This is a genomic window from Antarctobacter jejuensis (assembly GCF_052266595.1).
GTDB lineage: Bacteria > Pseudomonadota > Alphaproteobacteria > Rhodobacterales > Rhodobacteraceae > Antarctobacter > Antarctobacter jejuensis.
In genome coordinates, this window is sequence record NZ_JBQQXJ010000018.1 from 1 (window position 1) to 16867 (window position 16867).

Consider the following 16867-nt stretch of genomic DNA (forward strand, 5'->3'; position numbering starts at 1 on the left):
CAAGGACCAGATGGCCGGCAAGACCACCCTGATCGAGGCCATGATCAACCAGGAACTCGGCGAACCCTTCCGCCGCGACGCCATGAAAAAACCCGTCGCCGTCGCAGGCATCGACAAGGCCGATATGGTCCTGCAAAAGGTCTGACCCTCATGGAAAAGGCGAAATTCGCCAATGCGTTCGGCAACCAGTTTGCCGAACGCGCCAGGCTCTACTTTCCCGGCGTCGCGGTTTCTGTCCTCGTCGCCCTCGCCGCGCAATTCGTGGCCGAACATTATGCCGCCCCGGCCATGCTGATGGCGCTCCTGTTCGGCATCGCGCTGAACTTTCTCAGCGAACCGGGTCCGACTGCCGCCGGGATCGGCTTTACCGCGCGCAGCGTGCTGCGCTTTGGGGTGGCGGTTCTGGGCGCGCGGATCAGCGTCGAGCTGTTCCTCTCGCTGGGCTGGGGCATGATCGGCGTGCTGATCGCCGGGGTTGGTGTGACGATCCTTTTCGGCGTCGTGCTGGGCAAGCTGATCGGCCAGGGCCCGCGCTTTGCCATCCTGACCGCCGGCTCCGTGGCGATCTGCGGCGCCTCTGCCGCCATGGCCATCGCCGCAATCCTGCCCAAGGATGAAAAATCGGAGCGCAACCTGTTGTTCACCGTGCTGGGCGTCACCCTGCTGTCCACGGTGGCGATGATCCTCTACCCGATCTTCACCAACGCCATGGGCTTTGATGACCGCACGGCGGGCATCTTCATCGGGGCGACGGTGCACGACGTAGCGCAGGTGGTCGGTGCGGGCTTTTCGATCTCGGACGAGGCCGGTGAAACCTCCGCGCTGGTCAAGCTGATCCGCGTCTCGCTGCTGGCCCCGGTGGTGGTGATGATCACCCTGTGGTGGCGCGGCAGCGAGGCCGAGACAGACGGCAAGCGCCCGCCGATCGTGCCGGTCTTTGTTCTGGGCTTTCTGGCGCTGGCAGCGATCAATTCCGTCGGCCTGATCCCCGAGGCGCTGGCCGCCCTCTTGGCCAAGGTATCGTCCTGGTGCCTGCTAGCGGCCATTGCGGCGGTGGGCATGAAGACGGACCTGCGCAACGTCCTGCAGGTCGGGCGCGGGGCCATCGTCCTGATCGTGGCCGAAACCGTCTTTCTGGCGCTCTTCGTGCTGGTGGCCATGATGATGATCGGAGTGATCTGATGAAACCCGTGATCGTGGCTTTGAACTCTGGCAGTTCGTCGGTGAAGTTCCAGGTGCTGGACGCAGAGGCGGACACCGCCCCGATGCTCTCCGGTCTGGCGGACCGGATCGGCAGCGGGCAGGCGCATCTGTCCTGCCGCACCGACGATGGCCGACGGATTGCCCGCGACCTGCCGCTGCCGGACCATGCCACCGCCCTGCGCGCCTGCGCCGGGGCGCTGGATGAGATGATGACCGGCCTGAATGTGGTCGCCGTATCGCACCGCGTCGTTCACGGTGGCGCGGTCTTTGCCGAGCCGGTCACAATCTCCCCCGAAACGCTGCAGGCGCTGGAAGCGCTGACCCCGCTTGCGCCGCTGCATCTTCCGGCCTGCCTGTCCGGGATCGAGGCCGCCCGCGCGCTGTTTCCGGACGCGGTTCAGGTCGGCTGTTTTGACACCGGGTTCCACGCGGGCAAGCCCCTGCTCAACGACGCCTTTGCCCTGCCCCTGCGGTTCTACGACGACGGGCTCAGGCGCTACGGCTTTCACGGTCTGTCCTGTCAGTCCATCCTGCGCCACCTGTCCGAAACCGGAGACACGGCCGTTCCGACCACCTTCCTGATCTCCCATCTGGGCAACGGCTGTTCCGTGACCGCGGTGCGCGACGGAAAATCTGTCAGCAACAGCATGGCGTTCTCCACGCTGGATGGCCTGCCCATGGGCACACGCTGCGGGCGGCTTGATCCGGGGGCCATGCTGTACCTGCTGCGACAGGGCCTGTCGGCGGATGAACTGGAACAGCTCCTGTACCGCGAATCCGGTCTGTTGGGCCTGTCGGGTGTGTCGAACGACCTGCGCGATCTGCTGGCGTCCGACAATCCGCGCGCAGCGGCGGCGGTTGATTACTTCGTCGCAGCCTGCCAACAGGAAATCGCCCGCGCGGCGACGGTGCTTGGCGGGGCCGAGGCGGTGATCTTTTGCGGCGGCATCGGGGAAAACGCCACCGGTGTGCGCCAGCGCATCATCGACGGGCTGTCCATCCTCAGGACCCCGGGCGGCGCGCCGATGGATTTCCGCGTCGTGGCGACCGACGAGGAACGAGAACTGGCCATCGCGGCGCGCCGGTTCCTGCCCGCCGTGGCAGGCTGACCCGGTCACCCGCCTGCCATTGGCGCAACCGGACCGTGCCCCGCGTCTTTCCGCAGGCGTCCCCGCCCCTCATCCGTCCCGCGACAGCGCCTTCACCTCGCGCACCAGCCATTGCAGATCCGCGTCCGGCACGCCGATCTCGTCCAGATGGCTCGCAGTGTTGTACAGGTACTCGGTGTTCGGCCCCCGCCCGCCCTGCGCCCGCGCGATGATCCGCGCCTGCTCTTCCAGCGCCAGATGGCAATACTGCACATGATGCGGGTCGATCACATAGGCCACCGCCTCCACCCGCCGCCCGTCTTTCAGGCCCAGCGGCACCATCTTTTCCAGATAAGCCGAGGAAATCAGCTCCCGTTCGCGCAGATAGGCCAGCGTCTCCGCCTCACTTCCCGGCGCGGCGCGCAGGGCCAGCCCGTCACAACACGCGCCCTCCTGCTCATCCAGCGCCAGCACAAGGCCGGGTTCCGCCTCTGTCCCGCGATGATGGATCGAATACATGCAGAAGGACCGCGCATAGCCATGCAGCCGCGCCTGCACCTTTTCAGCCACCGGAAAACCCGGGTTCCACAAGAGCGAGGCATATCCGAACACCCAAAGCGTCATCATTCTGGTCCTTCCTGCTGGCGGCCTGTAAACACCAAGCGCGGCAGCAATAAAAGGGGGCGCGCGTGAAACGCTGGATACTGTTCGTGACACTCGGGCTCGCGCTCGGCTGGGGGCTGTTCTGGGCGTGGTCCGCCTACAGTCTGAAGGCCGAAGTCGCCGGCTGGTTCGAAGACCGCCGCGCCGACGGTTGGCAGGCCGAATATGATGACCTGACGGTGCGCGGCTTTCCCAACCGCCTCGACGTGACCCTGACCGGGATCCGCCTGCACGACCCGGAACAGGACACCGGATGGCAGGCCCCCTTCTTTCAGGTGCTCGGGCTGACCTACAAACCGGGCCACCGCATCCTTGTCTGGCCGGAAACACAGCAGGTGACCCTGCCGCAGGGGCCGCTGCAGATCGACAGCACCGGCCTGCGCGCCTCTGTCATTCACACCGCCGACGGCACCGTCCTGCGCGCCAATCTGGAGGCACAAACCCTGCGGATCGAAGGCACCGGCAAACCGCGCGCCCTGTCGGACCTGTCCATCGGATTGCAGCAGGTGCCCGGCCTGCCCGACAACTATCGCCTCGGCTTTCAGGCCAACCCCGGCACCGCGCCCGCCCCGGCCCAAGACCCGGCCATTCAGCTTCAGGCTGAAATCCGGTTCGATCAGCCCTGGACCATAAACGCCCCCTCGGAACAGCGCCCGCAACCGCGCCTTATTGATCTGCAGAAGGCGGCCTATCAGGCCGACAAGCTGCAACTGGACCTGACGGGGCAACTCTCGGTGGACAAGCGGGGGCGTGGCGATGGCACGCTGACCCTGCGGGCAGAGAACTGGCGCGAACTGCTGAAACAGGCACAGGACTCCGGGCAACTGCCTGCCGACATCGCGAAACCCCTCGAAAACGGGCTGACGCTGGTCACCGGCCTGCAAGGCAATGCAACCCGGCTCGACCTGCCTCTGCGGTTTGAGCGCGGGAAAGTTTCGCTGGGCATCATCCCGCTGGGCAAGGCTCCCAAACTGTCCCTGCCCTGAGGTGCGGCACCCAAAGGGACGGTGGGCGGGGCGCCTTTCGGCCCCGTTCAGGGGCCGGAACAGCGTCTTGCCGCAGGCAAGACCGCCCGCCGCCCAAGATCACGCAGGGATATTGTCGATCAGGCGAATACCGCCGATCTCGGCCGCCCCGAACAGCCGCGCGGGTTGGTCCGGGCGCTCCAGCAGCGCCAGATCCGCCTCCGCCCGCAAATCAAGGTAATCGACCTTCTCGAACCCCTCCGCCAACAGCGCGGCCACCGCCGCCGGGCCAAGATCCGACATCTCGCCGCCCGCCTTCAGCCCCTCCGCCAGTCCTCGCAGCGCGCGGTTCAGCCCCGGCGCCACCGCCCGCGCCTCCGGCGACAAACGCAGGTTGCGCGACGACATGGCCAGACCATCCGCCTCGCGCAGCGTCGGACAACCGCGGATTTCCACCGGCAGGTCCAGATCGGCCGCCATGCGCCGCACGATCTGCAACTGCTGGAAATCCTTCTCGCCGAAATAGGCCAGATCCGCCCCGGTCTGGGTCAAAAGCTTGCTCACCACCGTCGCCACACCGTCGAAATGCCCGGGCCGATGCGCCCCGCACAGCACCTCCGGCAACCCCGTGACGGACACCTTGGTGGCAAACCCGTCGGGATACATCTCCCCCACATCCGGCGCCCAGAGCACATCCACCCCGTAAGGCGCCAGCTTCTTCAGGTCCGACTCCTCGGTACGGGGGTATTTCTCCAGATCCTCGGGGTTGTTGAACTGCGACGGGTTCACGAACAGCGTCACGATCACCCGGTCGCTTTCACGCTTGGCGGCCTCCACAAGGCTCAGATGCCCGTCGTGCAGCGCCCCCATGGTCGGCACCACGCCCACCCGCGCGCCCGCCGCCTTCCAGCGGGCGACCTCGGCGCGCAGGCTGCGCTTGTCGCGCAAGACCGTGATTGTCACTTGCCGGGCTCTTTGTCGGAAAAGACATGCTCGGTGGCCGGAAAGTCCCGGTTGCGCACGGCCTCGGCGTATTCGGCAATCGCCGCCGTGCCCTGCTCGCCCAGATTGGCAAAGCGCTTGACGAACTTCGGCTTGAAGGCGGTGAATAGTCCCAGCATGTCATCGACCACCAAAATTTGCCCGTCGCAGCCCGCAGAGGCTCCGATGCCGATGGTCGGCACCGCCACCTCCGCCGTGATCTCATCCGCCAGCACCGCCGGGATCTTTTCCAGCACCACGGCAAAGGCACCTGCCTCGGCCACCGCGCGGGCGTCTGCAAGCACCGCCTCCGCCGCCGCGCCCCGGCCCTGCACCTTGTAGCCGCCAAAGGTGTTGATCGCCTGCGGCGTCAGACCCACATGCGCCATCACCGGGATCCCGCGCTTGGTCAGAAAGCGGATGGTCTCGGCCATCTCGACGCCACCTTCCAGCTTGACCGCCCCGGCATCGGTTTCCGCCATCAGCCGCGAGGCATTTCGAAAGGCCTGCGCCGGGCTTTCCTCATAGCTGCCAAAGGGCATGTCGATGACCATCAGCGCCCGCGACAACCCGCGTTTCACCGCCTGCCCGTGCAGGATCATCATCTCCATCGTCACACCGACGGTCGAGGGCAACCCGTGCAGCACCATGCCGACAGAGTCGCCCACAAGGACGAAATCGCACTGTCCGTCCATCATCTGCGCCATCGGCGTCGTATAGGCCGTCAGGCTGACGATAGGCGTCACGCCTTTGCGCGCGCGGATATCTTCGGCGGTAAAGGGTCGGGGGCTGACCTTGGTCACGATCCTGTCCTGGGCACTCATGCGGGCCTCCTTGGTGTCCGGTTTATCCGGAAACGCCCGAAACACTTCGCAAGATGCCCGCCAATCAGGCATTCACCCTGCGATTCCGCGCGTTCGACAAGCGAAATAATATTTCTTTAACCTTCCGTCCAGCGGACGCTGCGCCGCAGCACGCCTCGCCGCCGCGAAACAACAAAACGCCACGTCGTTCTGGCCGCCCGCTCGCCCCTCTCAGGGAGCGCGCGTGCTCAATCCTTGCAATACCAGACGGTCGATTTCTCCGGCCCCTCCCGGGATGTCAGATTTTCTTATTTTAAAATAGCCACATAGACACCATCCCGCTCTTCAAAAGACAGGCAGGACTGACGCTGTCCGACCTTGTTCAGCAGGTCAGCCTTCGGCGAAACCGTCCGCAACAAATTCCAGTCCCCGGTCAGGATGACCGGCACGTCCGGCGGCGCGGGGTGAAAGTTGAGGATCTTTTCCCTTTGTGCTTCGGGCAGCGAAATCCGGATGGCTCCGGGCTTACCAGCGTGAAAATCCGCCTCGTACCCGCTCAGGATCTGCTCCATCGTGCCCCAGGCCGGCAGCGTCGCGGATTCCGCGTGCCGGGCGGCCCCGTTGGCATGGTAGATCGGCCTGACGTAGATCGCGACGAACAGGATGATCGCGACGCCGCCGGTGGCCTTCAGCGTCACGTCCCAGATCGTGCTGGAAATCTCGACCAGCCCGCCAACCACCCAGACCCCGGCAACCGCCAAGGTCAGGGCCATGATCAGATCGGCGTATATGGCCTGCGTCGTCCCCGGAGCGGCGTCCATGACAAACAGCACCACGAACAGCACAGCCAGCAGGATAGCGGTCACGATCATTCCGTGGACGACCCCGCGCGGCATCCCGTCCTTCGGGACGTTCAGGTTCAGCAGTTTGTATCTCTCCTCGGTCATGTCGCGTTCCCCCACCACAACACGTCCGGGCCGTCGCTCGGAACAACCGCCTTGGCGTTGTTGATTTCGCTTTTGCAGTCGCAGTTTCCCGCCTCTACCCCCCCGGCCCCCGCGAAAAGCAGCACACCGGCAGACGCAAAAATTGTCCAATGTTTCATGACAAAAACCTTTCCTGAAATTGAAATGGCAAGACCTTATAGCGTGCACAAATATACCACGACTCGCCCTAAATCCCGATATCTTTCCCCACCGCGCGCCCCGCCCGGCCCCACAACCTCCCTTGAACGGCCCCTTCATACGTCGCAACATCGCCGCAACCACCACCGGGAGACGCCTCATGCCCCTTCGCCTATCCGTCGCCGCCCTGCTGCTCACTGGCAGCGCGGCGCTGGCCCAGCAGACCGATCTGACCATCGCGATCCAGCTGGAGCCGCCGCATCTCGATCCGACCTCTGCCGCCGCAGGGGCCATCGACAGCGTGCTCTACACCAACGTGTTTGAGGGGCTGACCCGCTTCGACAGCAGCGGTGCCATCGTGCCCGGCCTCGCCACCAGCTGGGAAATCAGCGCGGACGGGCTGACCTATACCTTCACACTGGCCGAGGGCGTGACCTTTCACGACGGCACCACCTTTGACGCCGAGGATGTGAAATTCAGTCTCGACCGCGCCCGCGCCGAGGACAGCACAAACGCGCAAAAGGCCCTCTATACCGGCATTTCCGAGGTCACGGTGATCGACCCGCAGACCGTCGAACTGACGCTGAGCGAGCCCAACGGCAACCTCATGTTCAACCTTGCATGGGGCGACGCGGTGATTGTCGCGCCTGAAAGCATCGACGGCATCAAACAGACTCCGATCGGCACAGGCCCCTTCCGCTTTGACAGCTGGACGCAGGGCGACAGCATCCACCTTGTGCAGAACCCGGATTACTGGGGCGAAAAGCCCTACCTGACAGAGGCGACGTTCAAGTTCATCTCAGACCCCACCGCCGCCTTCGCCGCCATGATGGCGCAGGACATCGACGTCTACGCGGGCTTCCCGGCGCCGGAAAACCTGCCGCTTTTCGAGGCCGATCCGCGCTTTCAGGTCATCAACGGCTCATCCGAGGGCGAAACCATCCTTGCGATGAACAACAAGATGCCCCCCTTCGATGATCCGCGCGTGCGCGAGGCCGTGGCCCATGCCATCGACCGTCAGGCCATCATCGACGGCGCGATGTACGGCGTTGGCACGCCCATCGGCACCCATTTCGCGCCGCACAACCCCGATTACGTCGACCTCACCGACCTTTCGCCCTATGCGCCGGATCACGCGCGCCTTCTGCTGACCGATGCGGGCCATGCGGCGGGCTTCAAGACGACGCTGAAACTGCCGCCGCCCTCCTATGCGCGCCGGGGCGGAGAGATCATCGCCGCCCAACTGCTGCAGGTCGGCATCGAGGCAGAGATAGTCAATCTGGAATGGGCGCAATGGCTGGAGGAGGTGTTCAAGGGCAAGGATTACGGCCTGACCATCGTCAGCCACACCGAACCGATGGACATCGGCATCTACGCCCGGCCCGATTATTACTTTCAGTATGACAACCCCGCCTTTCAGGACCTGATGAAAACGCTGGGCACAACGGCGGACCCGGCCACCCGGTCCGACCTGCTGGCGCAGGCACAGACCATGATCGCAAAGGATTACGTCAACGGCTTCCTCTTCCAACTGGCCTTCCCCACCGTGGCCGACGCCCGCATCACCGGCCTGTGGGAAAACCAGCCGACACAGGCCAACCCGCTGACGCAGGTGCGCTGGACGGAATAAGCCCCAGCCAGAATCGACCAAAGCCCCCTTTCCGGCGCGAAGGGGGGCTTTTTCTGTCGGCAACCGGAGCTTCTCAGCTGGGAAAGACCCGTGTTACGGTCGGGCAATCCCGTATTCGCAAGGATCCTGTGCCCGTGTCGCCCCGCCATTCCCCTCCCCATTCCGCCGGTTTGCACCTTGGGCCGCTCAGGATCATCGCCGCACGGACCCTGCCGCCCCAAACACAGGCTGCCATCTGCGTGACCGCCCCATGACCCTCCCCCGCAACGACATCCCCGGCTTCACCCCCACCCGCGCCACGCTGGACGGCGTCGAAATCGCTTATGAGCGCGGAGGCTCCGGCCCGCCGCTCCTGCTGCTGCACGGCTTCCCGCAGACCCGCGCCATGTGGGCCGAGGTCGCGCCGATCCTCGCACGGGACTTCACCGTCATCTGCCCCGATCTGCGCGGCTATGGCGAAAGCGGCAAACCCAAGGGGCTGGCCAGCTACGCCTTCCGCGAGATGGCCCGTGACCAACTCGCCCTGATGCGCAGCCTTGGATTTGAGCGCTTTCACCTTGCCGGCCATGACCGCGGCGGGCGCACCGCGCACCGCCTTGCCCTCGACACGCCAGAGGCCATCCAGACCCTGACGGTCATGGACATTATCCCCACCCACCTCCTCCTCAGCGATCTGACCTACAAGGTCGCACGCGCCTATTACCACTGGTTCTTTCTGGCCCAGCCCGAACCCTTTCCGGAATCCATGATCGCCGCCGATCCGGACGCCTATTACGAAAGCTGCCTCCTGGGCTTTGGCGCGGCGCAGCTGTCGGATTTCAAACCGGACCAACTGGCCGCCTACCGCGCCGCATGGGCCGATCCCGACTGCCGCCGCGCCATGTGTGACGACTACCGCGCCGCCATCGAGATCGACATTCACCACGACGCGCAGGACCTGCCTCGCCGCGTCACCTGCCCCGCCCTCGTCCTTTACGGGGCCGACGGCGCCATGGCCCGCGCCTATGATGTGCCCGCCACATGGGCCGACCGCCTGTCCCGGATACAGGCCACCGCCATCCCCGGCGGCCACTTCTTCATCGACCAGTCACCGACACAAACCGCCAAGGCCCTGCACGGCTTTCTGACCGGCGCACCCTGACCTCTGGACGGCGCACAGCCGCCCCCATACGGTGCCCGACATGCTGGCCTACCTGACCCGACGCCTGATCTCGCTCATCCTCAGCCTCGCCGTCGCCTCGGCGGTGATCTTCGCGGTTGTCGAGGTCGCCCCCGGCGACCCGGCCAGCTACATGCTGGGCATCAACGCCCAGCCCGAAACCCTTGCCGCCCTGCGCGCCGAACTGAACCTCGATCAGCCGAAACTGCAGCGCTACCTCAGCTGGACCTCCGGCATGCTGACCGGCGATTTCGGCACCTCCTACACCTACCGCTCCCCGGTCTCGGACATGGTGGCCGAACGGCTCTGGATCTCGCTCCCGCTTGCCCTCTACGCGCTGACCCTCGCCGTTCTGATCGCCTTTCCCATGGGCCTGATCGCGGCCAGCCACCGCGGCCGCCTCCCCGATTTCGCCGTCATGTCCTTCAGCCAGCTGGGCGTCGCGGTTCCGAACTTCTGGTTCGCCATGCTGCTGGTGCTGCTCTTCGCCATCACGTGGCGCATCTTCCCCTCGGGCGGTTTTCCCGGCTGGGACGACCCGCTCAAGGCGCTGCGCGCGCTCACCCTGCCCGCCGTGGCCCTCGCCCTGCCGCAGGCCGCCATCCTGACCCGCGTGCTGCGCTCCTCTCTCACCGACGCGCTGGGAGAGGATTACATCCGCACCGCCCGCGCCAAGGGGTTGACCCGCGCGCAGACCCTCTGGCGGCACGGGGTGCGCAACGCGCTGATCCCGGTGCTGACCATCATCGGGCTGCAGTTCTCGTTCCTCATCGCAGGCGGCATCATCATCGAACAGGTCTTCTACCTGCCCGGCCTCGGGCGACTGATCTTTCAGGCGATCAGCCAGCGCGACCTGATCGTGGTGGAATCCACCGTCATGCTGCTGGTCTTCGCCGTCATCGTCGTGAACTTCCTGACCGACCTCGCCTATGCGCTGGCCGACCCAAGGCTGCGCCACAGATGAACCGCTCACTGATCCTCGGCGGCGCTCTGACGGCACTGTTCCTCGCCGCCGCCGCGCTTTCCTTTGTCTGGACCCCGGCAGAGGTCACCACCCTCAACATCCCCTCCAAGCTGCGCCCGCCGGGGGGCGATTTCCTGCTCGGCTCCGATCACCTTGGCCGGGACATTCTGTCGATGCTCATGGTCGGCGCGCGCACCTCCATCGCGGTGGCGCTGGTGGCCGTCGGCATCGGCGTCACCCTTGGCGTGCCGTTGGGCCTTGCCGCCGCCGCCGCACGCGGCAGCCTGCTGGATGAGGTCCTCTCGCGCAGCGCCGACCTGATCTTTGCCTTTCCCAGCCTCGTCATCGCCATCCTGATCACCGCCGTCTTCGGCCCCGGCGCACTGAACGCGATCATCGCCATCGGCATCTTCAACATCCCCGTCTTCGCCCGCCTCGCGCGCGGCGCGGCGCTGTCTCTCTGGACGCGCGACTTCATCCTCGCCGCCCGCGTCGCGGGCAAGGGCCGCGCCCGCATCAGCCTGGAACACATCCTGCCCAATATCGCCAACCTGCTGATCGTGCAGGGCACCATCCAGTTCTCGCTCGGCATCCTTGCGGAGGCCGGGCTCAGTTACGTCGGCCTTGGCGCACAGCCGCCCACCCCGTCCTGGGGCCGCATGCTGGCCGATGCCCAGACGCTGGTGTCCATCGCCCCCCATGTGGCGCTGATCCCCGGCCTGACCATCGTGCTGATGGTGCTGGGGCTCAACCTGCTGGGCGACGGGCTGCGCGACCATTTCGATCCCCGGCTCAAGGTCCTGCGCGCATGACCCTGCCGCACAGCGCGCCCCCGGTTTCTTTGGGCGAAAAATACCGCGGCGGAGGCCGCAGGCCGGGGGCAGAGCCCCCCCTGCTCACCCTCGACGCCCTCACCGTCGACATCCACGGCAAGCGCATCCTCGACGCCATCGACCTGCATCTGGCCCCGGGAGAGATCCTCGCGCTGACGGGTGAATCCGGCTCGGGCAAATCCATGACCGCGCTGGCCGTCATGGGCCTGCTGCCGCAGGGCGCGCGCGCCAACGGGCGCATCACGCTGGACGGCACCGATCTGCTCTCGCTCTCCGAACGGCGGCTCTGTGACATCCGGGGCGATGACATCGGCATGGTGTTTCAGGAACCGATGACCGCGCTCAACCCGGTGCAAACCATCGGCCAGCAGGTCACCGAAACCCTGCGCCAGCACCGCGCCCTGCCCCGGGCAGAGGCGCAGCAGATCGCCCGTGACACCCTCCTCCGCTGTGGCCTCGATCTGCCGCTGTCGCGCTATCCGCATGAACTGTCGGGCGGGCAGCGTCAGCGCGTGGTCATCGCCATGGCTATCGCCCTGCGCCCGCGCCTGCTGATCGCGGATGAGCCGACCACCGCGCTGGACGTGACGACACAGGCGCAGATCCTCGACCTTTTGAGAGACCTCACCCGGACAGAGGGCATGGCGCTGATGATGATCACCCATGACCTTGCCGTGGTGGCGGGCATGGCGGACCGCATCGCCGTCATGCAGGCGGGCCGCATCGTCGAAACCGCGCCCACGGCGCAATTGCTGCGCGACCGTCGGCACCCCTATACCCGCGCGCTCTTCGACGCCTCGAAACATCAGCCGCACCTGCCGCCACGTAGCGACAGCGCACCGCTGTTGATCGCACAGAACGTCACCTGCACCTACCCGCTGCCGCGCCCGCATCCCTTTGCCAAACGCCCCGCCTTCACCGCCGTCCGCGATGTCAGCTTTCAGATCGAAAGGGGCGAACGGATGGGCCTCGTGGGGGAATCCGGCTGTGGCAAATCCACGCTCAGCCGCGCGCTGCTGGGCCTGTCGCCGCTGGAGGGGGGCACCATCACGCTCGACGGCCACCCCGTCATGGCCCGCAGTCAGCCGGGGCATGGCGTCCGCCGCCGCATTCAGGTGGTCTTTCAGGACCCTTACGGCAGCTTCAACCCCCGCCACCGCGTCGCGCGCCTGATCACCGAACCGCTGCATCTGCTGCCCGACGCCCCGCGCGGTGCCGCCCTGCAAGAGGCCATCGCACAGGCCCTGACCGCCGTCGGCCTGTCCCCCGACGACGCGCACCGGCACATCCACGCCTTTTCCGGCGGCCAGCGCCAGCGCCTCGCCATCGCCCGCGCGCTGATCATCCGCCCCGAACTGATCGTCTTCGACGAAGCGGTCTCCGCCCTCGACGTTCGGGTGCGCGCCCGCATCCTCGACCTGATGGCCGACCTCAGCGCGCAATACGGACTGGCCTATCTCTTCATCAGCCATGACCTTTCCGTCGTGCGCGGCATCACCGACCGGGTCATGGTCATGCGCGCCGGGCGGATCGTCGAACAAGGCCCGACAGAAGAGTTGTTCGCCAACCCGCGCGATCCCTACACCCGCAGCCTTCTGGCCGCCGCCCCGCGCCTGCCCGACCTTACCTCCTGACGCATCAGGTGGGATGGCGGGCGGGGCGATATCGGGGCCGCAGGCCCCGAGGAGCGGCGCCCCGCCCTCCCGCCAAAGGTTAACCATCGGTAAAACCGCGCCTGTAACCCCTTGATCCTGCATTCCCCCTAAGCTGTCCACGCGTGGACACCCCAATTTCCGGACGCCCCGCAACCCTCTGGACCTCCGCCCCCGATCCGCTCAACATGGCGACCATATCGGGAGGACAAAAATGAGATTTTCAAACCGCAAGGCGGTCGTCACCGGCGGCGCCTCGGGCATCGGCGCGGCCATCGCCCACCGCCTCGCCAAGGAGGGCGCCCTTGTCACCGTCTGGGACATTTCCCAAGCCAGTCTTGACGCCCTCGACGGCGCCGAAAACATCCGCACGCGGCAGATCGACGTGACCGATCCAGAGGCCGTCAACGCCGCGATGGGGCAGGATCAAACCGCCATGGGCGGCCTCGATACGCTGGTCTGCTCCGCCGGCATCACCGGCCCCAACACCACCGTCATCGAATACCCGACAGAGGCCTGGAAACAGGTCTTCGATCTCAACGTCCACGGCCTGTTCTATTGCAACCGTGCCGCCGCCGCCCTGATGCGGCCCGCCGGCTTTGGCCGGATCGTCAACATGGCCTCCATCGCCGGCAAGGAGGGCAACCCCAACGCCTCGGCCTATTCCGCCTCCAAGGCCGCCGTCATCGGCCTGACCAAATCGCTGGGCAAGGAGCTGGCCGACACCCGGGTCACCGTGAACGCCATCGCCCCGGCCGCCGTCCACACCGCCATCTTCGACCAGATGAGCGAAGAGTTCATCGTCTACATGAAATCCAAGATCCCCATGGGCCGGTTCGGCACCGTGGACGAAATCGCCGCCATGGCCTGCTGGCTGGCCTCAGACGAGGCGAGCTTTGCCACCGGCGCGGTTTTCGACCAGTCCGGCGGCCGGGCGGTGTATTGAGGAGAGACACATGAGACTGCAGGGAAAACGCGCCATTGTCACCGGTGGCGGCTCCGGCTTTGGCGAAGGGATCGCCACCCGCTTTGCCGCCGAGGGCGCGCAGGTGGTCATTGCCGACATCAACATGGAAAACGCCCGCCGGGTGGCGAAACAGATCGGCGGCCATCCGTTGCATACGGATGTCTCGGACGAGGGCAGCACCCGCGCCCTGATCGCGCTGGCGGCCGAGCATATGGGCGGCATCGACATCCTTGTGAACAACGCGGGCATCACCCATCTGCCCGCCTTCATGGAGGAGGTGAGCGAAGAGGATTTCGACCGGGTCTTTGCGGTCAATTGCAAATCGGTCTACCTGACCGCCCGCAGCCTCGTGCCGATTTTCAAACAGCAGGGGTCCGGGGCGATCCTCAACGTGGCCTCCACGGCGGGAGTCTCGCCCCGGCCGAAGCTGAACTGGTACAATGCCTCGAAGGGGTGGATGAACACGGCGACCAAGGCGATGGCGGTGGAACTGGCGCCTTTCGGGGTGCGGGTCAACGCGCTCAATCCGGTGGCCGGAGAGACGCCGCTGCTGGCCAGCTTCATGGGCGAGGACACGCCGGAGATGCGGGCAAAATTTCTGGCGACCATCCCGCTTGGGAGGTTCTCGACCCCGCGGGATCTGGCCAATGCGGCGCTGTTCCTGTGCTCGGACGAGGCGGCGATGATCACAGGGGCCTGTCTGGAGGTGGACGGGGGGCGGTGCATCTGAGGTGTCCACGCGTGGACAGCTTAGGGGGAATGTAGAATCAAGGGGTTACAGAGACGAATTTACGGACTCTTCATACTTTCCATTTTTTTTCCACCGTTCGGGAAACGGCAAAATCCGCCTGACGCCCCTTGGCATCAGACGCGCTTTCCCCCAGTTTTGAGGGGTGGAGGGCAGGATGGCCACCAAACGCAAGACGCTGAAGGACATCAAGGGCGACACGCCCTGGACGGAAGCCGAGAAACGGGTGATCGCCGAGGCCCCGGAAGGTGACGTCATTCTGGGCGCGGACCGCCCGGAGGAAGAGGGCGCGGCCCCGGAGGTGCGCGCCGCGTTGATCCGCCATATCGTGCTGGGCGGCTGCAAAAAGCTGCGCTTGCCGGAGCGGTCCATCGGTGTGAGAGGCGCGCGGATCACCGGCCTGCTGGACCTTGAAGGGATCGAGACGCCGCGCGACCTGTTCCTTGTGAAATGTCGTTTTGAACGGAGGCCCAACCTGATGGATGCCAAGCTGGGTGGGGTTTACCTGTCCGGCTGCGCCGTTCCGGGATTAAATGCGCAGCGGTTGCGCTGTGACCAAAACCTTTTCCTTGACGCAGGTTTTGACAGCAAGGGCACGGTTGATCTAGCCGGGGCGCAAATCTTCGGACAGTTGGCCTGCACCGGCGGGCGGTTTGAGACACCGGACGGCATGGCGCTGAATGGCGATGGCTTGCAGGTGGGGAACAGTGTCTTTCTGCGGGACTGGTTTCACGCCACGGGGACCGTGGACCTGCGGCGTGCCACAATCACCGGACAGTTGGACTGCGACGGCGGGCGGTTTGAGACACCGGACGGCATCGCGCTGAATGGCGATGCCTTGCAAGTGGGCGCAGATGTCTTTCTGCGGGACGGATTTCACGCCACTGGAACGGTGGTCTTGGGGCGTGCCACAATCACCGGGCAGTTGACCTGCGTCGGCGGGCGGTTTGAGACACCGGACGGCATCGCGCTGGATGGCAATGCTATGCAGGTTGGCGCAAGTGTTTTTCTACGGGACGGGTTTCACGCCACGGGGAGGGTGATCCTGACGCGCGCTACGATCACCGGCAACCTGAATGCACAGGCGGGGCAGTTCGACAACGGGCTGTCGGCAGAGGGGCTGCATGTGGGCGCGGCGCTGTACTGGCGCAGGGTAAAAGGGTTTTCCGGGCCGCTTGACCTAGTCGATGCGCATCTGGGGCGGCTGTGCGATGATGCGGCAAGTTGGCGGGGGGCCAAGCCGCTGTACCTGTCCGGTTTGCGCTATGAGCGGCTGGACAGCGGGATGAGTATTTGCGAGCGGCTGAGATGGCTGAGCCGGAAGGCGGAGCGACGGATTGAACCGGCGTTTGGCGATTTGATCGACGTCAAGGGGCACAAATTGCGCGTTCCGCCGCCCTTCATCCGGGGAGCTTACCGCAAACAATGCGACCCGCAGCCCTATACCCAGCTTGCCAAGGTGTTGCGCGCACAGGGGGTCACGCAGGGGGCGGCGCGGGTTCTGGAGGAGCGGGACAAGCGGGTGCGGCGCGCCAGCTATCACCGGGCGATGGCGCAGCAGGACGGCACCTGGCGCGCGGGCTGGGCGGCGCAGATGGCCGCGTTGATGCGCCCGGTTTACTGGCTGTTCGAATATGTTTTTGGCTATGGTCACAAACCCGGTCGGGCGCTGTACTGGGTCGCGGGGCTATGGCTGCTGACCACGGTTTTGTATGCGCAGGTCTGGGCGGCGGACCAGATGGCACCGGAGTCCGCGATTGTCCTGACCTCGGATGACTGGATCCATGCGGTGCAGGCCTATGAGGATGACCCCACCGGCCCCCTGCCCCTTGCCGCGTGGCGAGACAGCGCCACGGCGCAGGACTATGAGACCTTCAACGCCGCGCTGTATGCGCTGGATGTGTTTATCCCGCTGGATGCCTTGGGGCAGGAGTCCGCATGGGCCCCGTCCCCCGTCCGGGGCGGTTGGGGCACGATCGGATTTGTCGCCAAACCCGCATTGCAGATTGCCGGTTGGCTGATCACCGCCGTGGGAGCCGCGGCGCTGACCGGGCTGGTGGGGCGCAAAGACTGAGGGGGTGGCGCGT

The 16867-nt window shown here is 65.7% G+C and carries 15 protein-coding genes; 11 read left to right on the top strand and 4 right to left on the bottom strand.

The window, feature by feature from the left end; translation table 11 throughout:
* Positions 1–150: 150 nt before the first annotated feature.
* Positions 151–1182 (top strand): YeiH family protein, encoded by a 1032-nt coding sequence (locus ACTXGA_RS20275; RefSeq protein ID WP_443396458.1) that lies wholly within the window; start codon positions 151–153, stop codon positions 1180–1182.
* Entirely contained in the window at positions 1182–2312 is a 1131-nt protein-coding gene (locus ACTXGA_RS20280; protein ID WP_443396460.1) for an acetate/propionate family kinase, read from the top strand. Before ACTXGA_RS20275 ends, ACTXGA_RS20280 begins: the two co-directional genes overlap by 1 nt.
* Positions 2313–2381: 69 nt before the next feature.
* Here ACTXGA_RS20280 and ACTXGA_RS20285 read toward each other — a convergent pair whose 3' ends face one another.
* Entirely contained in the window at positions 2382–2915 is a 534-nt protein-coding gene (locus ACTXGA_RS20285) for a gamma-glutamylcyclotransferase (RefSeq protein ID WP_443396587.1), read from the bottom strand.
* 65 nt (positions 2916–2980) lie between these two features.
* On the opposite strand from ACTXGA_RS20285, the gene ACTXGA_RS20290 reads away from it, so the two are divergent.
* Positions 2981–3940: a DUF2125 domain-containing protein gene (locus ACTXGA_RS20290; protein WP_443396461.1), complete on the top strand. Its 960-nt coding sequence runs from the start codon at positions 2981–2983 to the stop codon at positions 3938–3940.
* 99 nt (positions 3941–4039) lie between these two features.
* Here ACTXGA_RS20290 and panC read toward each other — a convergent pair whose 3' ends face one another.
* From panC to ACTXGA_RS20305, 3 genes are all read right to left on the bottom strand, one after another.
* A complete protein-coding gene (gene panC / locus ACTXGA_RS20295) occupies positions 4040–4882 on the bottom strand; it encodes a pantoate--beta-alanine ligase (RefSeq protein ID WP_443396462.1) in 843 nt (280 codons plus the stop codon).
* Entirely contained in the window at positions 4879–5724 is an 846-nt protein-coding gene (gene panB / locus ACTXGA_RS20300; RefSeq protein ID WP_443396463.1) for a 3-methyl-2-oxobutanoate hydroxymethyltransferase, read from the bottom strand. Before panB ends, panC begins: the two co-directional genes overlap by 4 nt.
* A gap of 287 nt (positions 5725–6011) precedes the next feature.
* Positions 6012–6650 carry a hypothetical protein gene (locus tag ACTXGA_RS20305; protein ID WP_443396464.1) on the bottom strand — a complete coding sequence of 213 codons (639 nt, stop codon included), beginning with the start codon at positions 6648–6650 and terminating at the stop codon, positions 6012–6014.
* Between the two features lie 337 nt (positions 6651–6987).
* Here ACTXGA_RS20305 and ACTXGA_RS20310 point away from each other — a divergent pair, with 337 nt between their 5' ends.
* The 8 genes from ACTXGA_RS20310 (at position 6988) to ACTXGA_RS20345 (ending at position 16854) form a co-directional block, all read left to right on the top strand.
* Positions 6988–8457, top strand: coding sequence for an ABC transporter substrate-binding protein (locus ACTXGA_RS20310; RefSeq protein ID WP_443396465.1), 1470 nt, complete (start codon positions 6988–6990; stop codon positions 8455–8457).
* A 250-nt stretch (positions 8458–8707) separates the two neighbouring features.
* Entirely contained in the window at positions 8708–9598 is an 891-nt protein-coding gene (locus ACTXGA_RS20315; RefSeq protein ID WP_443396467.1) for an alpha/beta fold hydrolase, read from the top strand.
* Positions 9599–9638: 40 nt separating this feature from the next.
* Positions 9639–10580 carry an ABC transporter permease gene (locus tag ACTXGA_RS20320; RefSeq protein WP_443396468.1) on the top strand — a complete coding sequence of 314 codons (942 nt, stop codon included), beginning with the start codon at positions 9639–9641 and terminating at the stop codon, positions 10578–10580.
* Entirely contained in the window at positions 10577–11392 is an 816-nt protein-coding gene (locus ACTXGA_RS20325; RefSeq protein WP_443396469.1) for an ABC transporter permease, read from the top strand. Before ACTXGA_RS20320 ends, ACTXGA_RS20325 begins: the two co-directional genes overlap by 4 nt.
* Positions 11389–13047 carry an ABC transporter ATP-binding protein gene (locus tag ACTXGA_RS20330; protein WP_443396470.1) on the top strand — a complete coding sequence of 553 codons (1659 nt, stop codon included), beginning with the start codon at positions 11389–11391 and terminating at the stop codon, positions 13045–13047. Before ACTXGA_RS20325 ends, ACTXGA_RS20330 begins: the two co-directional genes overlap by 4 nt.
* A gap of 232 nt (positions 13048–13279) precedes the next feature.
* Positions 13280–14011 carry an SDR family NAD(P)-dependent oxidoreductase gene (locus ACTXGA_RS20335; RefSeq protein WP_443396471.1) on the top strand — a complete coding sequence of 244 codons (732 nt, stop codon included), beginning with the start codon at positions 13280–13282 and terminating at the stop codon, positions 14009–14011.
* 10 nt (positions 14012–14021) lie between these two features.
* A complete protein-coding gene (locus tag ACTXGA_RS20340) occupies positions 14022–14762 on the top strand; it encodes a glucose 1-dehydrogenase (protein ID WP_443396472.1) in 741 nt (246 codons plus the stop codon).
* Between the two features lie 175 nt (positions 14763–14937).
* Complete coding sequence (locus ACTXGA_RS20345) at positions 14938–16854, top strand: hypothetical protein (RefSeq protein WP_443396473.1); 1917 nt, start codon at positions 14938–14940, stop codon at positions 16852–16854.
* Positions 16855–16867: the final 13 nt, after the last annotated feature.

What these genes read in the sequence shown, in the direction of transcription:
- ACTXGA_RS20315 (WP_443396467.1), top strand. Translation starts at nt 8,708, where the DNA reads ATGACCCTCCCCCGCAACGACATCCCCGGCTTCACCCCCACCCGCGCC.
- ACTXGA_RS20340 (WP_443396472.1), top strand. Translation starts at nt 14,022, where the DNA reads ATGAGACTGCAGGGAAAACGCGCCATTGTCACCGGTGGCGGCTCCGGC.
- ACTXGA_RS20335 (WP_443396471.1), top strand. Translation starts at nt 13,280, where the DNA reads ATGAGATTTTCAAACCGCAAGGCGGTCGTCACCGGCGGCGCCTCGGGC.
- ACTXGA_RS20275 (WP_443396458.1), top strand. Translation starts at nt 151, where the DNA reads ATGGAAAAGGCGAAATTCGCCAATGCGTTCGGCAACCAGTTTGCCGAA.
- ACTXGA_RS20330 (WP_443396470.1), top strand. Translation starts at nt 11,389, where the DNA reads ATGACCCTGCCGCACAGCGCGCCCCCGGTTTCTTTGGGCGAAAAATAC.
- ACTXGA_RS20320 (WP_443396468.1), top strand. Translation starts at nt 9,639, where the DNA reads ATGCTGGCCTACCTGACCCGACGCCTGATCTCGCTCATCCTCAGCCTC.
- ACTXGA_RS20285 (WP_443396587.1), bottom strand. Translation starts at nt 2,915, where the DNA reads ATGACGCTTTGGGTGTTCGGATATGCCTCGCTCTTGTGGAACCCGGGT.
- ACTXGA_RS20325 (WP_443396469.1), top strand. Translation starts at nt 10,577, where the DNA reads ATGAACCGCTCACTGATCCTCGGCGGCGCTCTGACGGCACTGTTCCTC.
- ACTXGA_RS20310 (WP_443396465.1), top strand. Translation starts at nt 6,988, where the DNA reads ATGCCCCTTCGCCTATCCGTCGCCGCCCTGCTGCTCACTGGCAGCGCG.
- ACTXGA_RS20280 (WP_443396460.1), top strand. Translation starts at nt 1,182, where the DNA reads ATGAAACCCGTGATCGTGGCTTTGAACTCTGGCAGTTCGTCGGTGAAG.
- ACTXGA_RS20345 (WP_443396473.1), top strand. Translation starts at nt 14,938, where the DNA reads ATGGCCACCAAACGCAAGACGCTGAAGGACATCAAGGGCGACACGCCC.
- panB (WP_443396463.1), bottom strand. Translation starts at nt 5,724, where the DNA reads ATGAGTGCCCAGGACAGGATCGTGACCAAGGTCAGCCCCCGACCCTTT.
- ACTXGA_RS20305 (WP_443396464.1), bottom strand. Translation starts at nt 6,650, where the DNA reads ATGACCGAGGAGAGATACAAACTGCTGAACCTGAACGTCCCGAAGGAC.